A 5,849-nucleotide genomic window follows, 5' to 3' on the forward strand; every position below is an offset into this window, starting at 1 on the left:
GGGTCGGGCTGGCCGCCGGGAGCCGGGCCGACTACCGGGGAGTCGGGGTGATGCCTCTCGACGGGTTCTGCCGACGGCCGGCTGGGCGGCGGATCCTCCTCCGCCCAGCCCGAGGACCGCAGGTCCACGTCGATGTTCGTCATGCGCCCTCTCCCGACCGGCGATGCCGGCCCGGCGCCCGCGGCCCGGCCGGCCGCGGGCGGACATATCGACGACCCGACTCCCCTACCATGCAGGAACCGCCTAGAGCACAACCGGGCGGGGTACCGGCACGATGAACCGGCCACCGCGGGCGGCGTACTCGCCCTGCTGGGCGATGATCTCCTTCTTCACGTTCCACGCCAACAACAGCAGGTAGTCGGGCTGGCGCTCGAGCAGCACGGCCGGGTCGAGGATCGGCAGCCGCGCGCCGGGGATGTAGCGCCCCTGCTTGTGGGTGTTGCGGTCGACCACGAAGTCGATGAGGTCGGTCGTGATGCCGCTGGAGTTCAGCAGCGTCGCGCCCTTGGCAGCGGCACCGTAGGCGGCGACGGTCTTGCCCTGCGCGCGCAGCCCGCGCAGCAGCTCGATGAGCTCCTCCTGAACCGTGCGCACGGCGTCACCGAAGCTCGCGTACCGATCGAAGGTGTCCAGCCCCGACTCGCGCTCGGCGCCGAGCTGGGCCGCGACCGACTCGGCCGGCTCGGCGGTGCCGGCGTGGCCCATGCTCCAGCGCAGCGTCCCGCCGTGCAGGTCGGCGAACTCCTGGACGCCGACGACCGCGAGGCCGTTGCGGCGCATCAGCGCCTCCACGGCGATCGTGGAGAAGTAGCAGAAGTGCTCGTGGTAGACGGTGTCGAACTCGGTGTGGGCCAGCAGCGCGCCGACTCCGGGGTTCTCGACGTCGACCAGCCCGTCGTCCTTGAGCAGGATCGAGAAGCCCTCGACGAAGCTGTTGAGGTCGGGCACGTGCGCCATCACGTTGTTCGCGATGATCACGTCGGCCTTCAGGCCCTCGGCGACGAGCTGGCGGGCGAGGTCCGCGCCGAAGAACTCCTCCCGGGTGGGCACGCCGGCCTCCCGGGCAGCGGCCGCCGGTCCCGGCGTCGGCTCGATGCCGAGCACCGGGATGCCGCGCTCGACGAACGCCTTCAGCAGGTAGCCGTCGTTGCTGGCCACCTCGACGACCAGGCTGTCCGGACCGAGGTCGCGGCTGGCGATCAGGTCGATGACGTGCTTCTCGGAGTGCCGGACGAGCATGTCGGAGAACGAGGAGAAGTACGGGTAGTCCTCGTCGAAGATCTCCGAGGCCGGCAGCTCGTGGGTGAGCTGCACCAGCGCGCAGGACTCGCAGAACCCGACCTCGAGCGGGAACGACGGGTCGGTGGCGTCGAGGGCGTCGGCACGGACCAGACGGTTCGCGATCGGCGTGGACCCCAGCGAGAGGAACAGCCGCGGGGCCGGCCCCGCGCAGGACCGGCAGGAGGTGACGGGCGTGGCGATCCCGCCGGCGGCGGCCGGCTGCTGGTTCGCGGCGGCTGCGCCGCCCTCTGCCCGGGTTCCGGATGACATGCGTTCCCCTTGGTGAGATGTCGACATCGATACGCCCGCGACCAGCGCGGCGACGGCCGGCGGGTGGCGGAAGGGTGCGGCGGCGGAAGGGATCGGCGCCGGTCAGACGCCGGCGACGCCCGCCGGCTCGGACGCGATGCCGGCCTGTTCGGCCGGGAGCAGGTCCCAGGCCCGGTCCTTCGCGGAGACGACCGAGACGGGCAGCGGCCAGGCGATCGCCAGGCGCGGGTCGTCGAACCGCAGCCCACGGTCATGTCCCGGGGTGAAGGGGACGTTCATCTGGTACGTCGCCTCGGTGGCGTCGACCAGCGTCTGGTAGCCGTGCGCAAGGCCGGCGTCGATGAACAGGGCCCGGTGGTTGTCCGCGGTCAGCTCGACCGCCACGTGACGCAGGTAGGTGGGCGAGTCCGGCCGCGGGTCGACGATGACGTCGAGCAGCGCGCCGCGGGTGCAGCGCACCAGCTTGGTCTCGCGGACCGGCTCGGCCGCCCAGTGCAGGCCGCGGATCGTGCCGGCGTGCTTGTTGTACGCGACGCTGCACTGGGTGACCTCGACGGCCAGGCCGGCGGCGGCGAACTCCTCGGCGCAGAACGTCCGGGCGAACAGCCCGCGCTCGTCGGCGAACGGTTCGGCGTCGACGATCCACACCCCGGCGATCACCGTCGGCGTGATGATCACGGGGTCGACCAGAACAGGTCGGCGTCGAGCTGCTGGGTTTTGATCAGGTACTCGAGCTGCTTGAGGCGGGTGTGGCCGCGGCCGGTGAAGGTCTCCGCGTCGAGCTGGATCGCGGTGAACACCTCGTGCAGCTGCTGGGCGCCGCGCAGCGCGTTCCAGTCGCAGGAGAACCCGGGCAGCGTGCTGGCGATCTTGTCGAAGTTCACCCGGTAGCTGCGGTTGTCGCCGCCGTTGTCGCCGAAGCTCAGCTTGCAGCCGGTGAACACCGACGCGACCGCGTCGGCGATCTCCTTCACCTGGTAGTTCTGCTCGCTGTCGCCCACGTTGAAGATCTGGTTGTGGATGACGTCGCGCGGCGCGGAGAGCACCAGCCGGATCGCCTTGGCGATGTCGAGGCCGTGCACCAGCGGGCGCCACGGCGTGCCGTCCGAGGTCATCGCGATCTCGCCGGTGGTCCAGGCGACGCCGGCGAGGTTGTTGAGCACGATGTCGAACCGCTGCCGCGGCGACGCGCCGTAGGCGGTGGCGTTGCGCAGGAAGGTCGGCGAGAACGAGTCGTCGGCCAGCGGCGCGACGTCCCGCTCGACGTACACCTTGCACTCGGCGTACGGGGTCTGCGGGTTGACCGGGGACGTCTCGGTGACGTCCTCGCCGGTCGCCACGCCGTAGACGCTGCACGAGGACATGTAGACGAACCGCTGGACGCCGGCCTGCTTGGCGAGGTTCGCCAGCCGCACCGAGCCGAGGTGGTTGACCTTGTAGGTCACGTCCGGGGCGAGCGCGCCGAGCGGGTCGTTGGACAGCTCGGCCATGTGCACGACGGCGTCGACGCCGGCGAGGTCCTCGACCGTGAGGTGGCGCAGGTCCTTGTCGAGGGTCAGCGCGGTGCGGTCCGTCCCCCGGTAGAGCCAGCCGTACTTGTAGTAGCCGGTGTCGACACCGATGACCTCGTGGCCATCACGCATCAGCTCTGGCGCGAGCAGGCACCCCAGGTACCCCTCCGTGCCTGTCACGAGCACCTTCATCCGCGAGTCCTCCCCATCCCGGCAGCGCGGCGTCGGGTAGCCCGACCGGGCTACCCGCTCCGGACCCAAACGGTACCGAGTGGTTGCCACCCCTCGGTCGCCGCCGTCTGATGGCCCACAGCCGCCCCACCCTCCCGACAGGCTGCGTCACCGCGCGCGGAACCACCACCTGATCTCGCAGTCAGATGGGGACACTGAGTGATCCTGTTGCCGTCACTCCCCGTCGCTCAGCCCCACAGGCACGGATCTTCGACGCATCGTCCGTGCCTGTCGGCGGGAAGCCGATGCGGTCAGTTCGCGGTGGGGCGCATGATGCGGGCGGGAGCGGCGAAGACCGTCGAGCCCGGGGGGACGTCCGTCATCACGATCGAGCCGGGACCGATCTTCGCGTCGTCGCCGATCGTGATCCGGCCGATGAGGTGCACGCCGGGAGCGAGTTCGACGCGGGCCCCGACCTTCGCCACGTCGCCCGGCTGCGACCCACCGCCGGCGTAGCCGATCGTCAGGTTGTGGCGCAGCGTGCAGTCGTCACCGATCTCGCAGTGGGGCGGGATCAGGATCGTCTGGGTGTGGCCGATGTGCACGCGGCGGCCGATCCGCGCCTTCTCGGAGAGCTCGACTCCGTACAGGTTCCGGATGACGAGGTTGTTCACCACCTTGTAGAGCACGCTCACCGCGGAGCGCAGCGGCCCGCGCAGGCCCAGGCGCCACTGGCCGATGCGGTACACGGCGAGCACGTGGAAGCCGGGGTGGGCGAGTGAGCCGTAGTGCCGGCGAAGGTCCTCGGAGAGGATCTCGCGCAGGCCCAGCTCGGACGCGTCCCGCGGGTCGGCCGGCCGGTCCGGCGCGAGGGCCGGCTCGGGCCCGGCGGGGGCCTCGCCAAAGGTGTTCGGCACGGGGCTCGACGCGGGCCGTAGGTCGTGGTCGGGCGTGGTGCCGTTGCGGGCGTGGCCGGCCTCAGTGGACACCGCTGAGCTCCTCAATGTGCTCCCGCATGTCACCCACGGTGGCGAAACTGGCAAGCCTGTCATCGGCGATCTGGATCGAGAACTCACGCTCGACGGCGTAGATCAGGTTGATGTGCGCGAGAGAGTCCCACCCGGGCACGTCATCGGCGGTCATCGCGTCGCTGACAACGAGATCATCATCAGCGAAGATCTCCCGAAAGATCTGCTGGAGTCGGCCCTGGACCATTACCTGGACACCTCTTCTCGGGTGCTCTGCGGACGAGGCTGCGCGAAGACATGGCGGGACGGCATGGGCGACTCGGCGGCCTGGCCGCCGGCGCCCGCGACCCGCGGCGCGGCGACGGGCGGGAGGACGACCCGCAGCAGGCCCGGGGACGCATAGGGCGCGTCCACCGACCGGGACCAGTGGGTCGTCCCCAGGGCGCCCGGGTCGTCCGGCGCGTCGACGGGACGGAAACCGAGCCGCGGGTACAGTTCGGCGACCAGGGCGTTCTTCGGTGACGGCCGGTGGTGGCCGGTGACGCGGGCCAGCCCGCGCCGGCGGGCCTCGGCGAGCAGCAGGCCGGCGACCTCGTCCTCCAACGTGCGGCCGATGACCCGGCAGCTCATCAGCCAGGTGTCCACCGCGAGGGCGTCGCCTTCCGTCACGGCGATCACCACGGCGACGAGCCCGTGGTCGGCGAACCGGTCGGTCAGGCGGATGCAGAGCACGGCCGTGCCGGGTTCCGCGGCCAGCCGGGCGATCTCCTCGGCGCTGCGGCGACGGCCGGTGAGGTTGAACTGGTTGGTCTTGCCGACGAGCTGGGCGACCCGCGGGAGGGTCAGTTCGTCGAGGGCCACGACGGTCGCCGTCATGTCCAGCCCGCGGTGGAACTCCTCCAGCGACGTCGCGGCGGCCTCGGCGGCGGCGAATTCCGCGCGGGCCCGGTAGGCCGCGGTGCGGGCCGCGTCCTCCGCGGTCAGCGCGGTCGTCTCGAAGAACGGGTAGTCGGCGAGCGCCCGGACGTAGCCGTGCGGATCGGCGGGCAGCGCGACGACGTCGACCTCGGGGACGAGCTGGCGGACGGCCTCGCGCTCCGCCGGGTTGTCGTCGACGAAGACGAGGGCGTCGAGGCCGAGGCCGAGGGTGGCGGCGATGCGGCGCAGCTGGGTCGGCTTGTCGTCCCAGCAGGCGCTGAACATGGCGATGTCGTCGAGGCGCAGGCGCATGCCGGGATGGCGCTCGAATGCCTCGCGGGCATCGGCGTCGTTGTTCTTCGAGCACACGGCGAGTACGACGCCGCGTTCCTTCAGCTCCAGCGCGTAGTCCTGCACGGCGGCGAACGCCTCGCCGAGCGGACCCTCACCGAGCGCGATCCCGGCGAGGCCCTCCTCGCCGAGCACCCCGCCCCACAGGGTGTTGTCGAGGTCGAGCACGAGGCACTTGCGGCTGGCCCCGAGCTGGGCGCCGATCACGGCCGCGGTGTGCCGGGCGAGCAGCGGCACCTGGTCCAGCGCCACCGCCTGCTTCGCGCGGTTCCAGTAGCGCGGGTCGAACCAGGCCCGCCGCCCGACCTCGGCCGCCAGCCGGTCGCAGTCGACGAGCGCGACCCCGTCACCCGCGGCCCGGCCGAGCTCGGCGTTGACC

General features: G+C 71.5%; 6 protein-coding genes. All 6 read right to left on the reverse strand.

The window, feature by feature from the left end; genetic code table 11:
• Nucleotides 1–243: 243 nt before the first annotated feature.
• Nucleotides 244–1,551, reverse strand: coding sequence for a class I SAM-dependent methyltransferase (locus MXD58_RS18155; protein WP_248836513.1), 1,308 nt, complete (start codon nt 1,549–1,551; stop codon nt 244–246).
• 102 nt (nt 1,552–1,653) lie between these two features.
• A complete protein-coding gene (locus MXD58_RS18160; protein ID WP_248836512.1) occupies nt 1,654–2,229 on the reverse strand; it encodes a dTDP-4-dehydrorhamnose 3,5-epimerase family protein in 576 nt (191 codons plus the stop codon).
• Nucleotides 2,226–3,254, reverse strand: coding sequence for an NAD-dependent epimerase/dehydratase family protein (locus MXD58_RS18165; RefSeq protein WP_248836511.1), 1,029 nt, complete (start codon nt 3,252–3,254; stop codon nt 2,226–2,228). Before MXD58_RS18165 ends, MXD58_RS18160 begins: the two co-directional genes overlap by 4 nt.
• Before the next feature lie 290 nt (nt 3,255–3,544).
• On the reverse strand, nt 3,545–4,222 hold the full coding sequence (locus tag MXD58_RS18170) for a serine O-acetyltransferase (RefSeq protein WP_248836510.1): 678 nt from the start codon (nt 4,220–4,222) through the stop codon (nt 3,545–3,547).
• Nucleotides 4,212–4,448: an acyl carrier protein gene (locus MXD58_RS18175; protein WP_248836509.1), complete on the reverse strand. Its 237-nt coding sequence runs from the start codon at nt 4,446–4,448 to the stop codon at nt 4,212–4,214. Before MXD58_RS18175 ends, MXD58_RS18170 begins: the two co-directional genes overlap by 11 nt.
• On the reverse strand, nt 4,448–5,849 hold a 1,402-nt coding region (locus MXD58_RS18180), incomplete at its 5' end, for an HAD-IIIC family phosphatase (RefSeq protein ID WP_250609621.1). The genes MXD58_RS18175 and MXD58_RS18180, both read right to left, overlap by 1 nt.

Origin of the sequence: Frankia sp. AgKG'84/4 (genome assembly GCF_023242965.2) — a bacterium.
Taxonomy (GTDB): domain Bacteria; phylum Actinomycetota; class Actinomycetes; order Frankiales; family Frankiaceae; genus Frankia.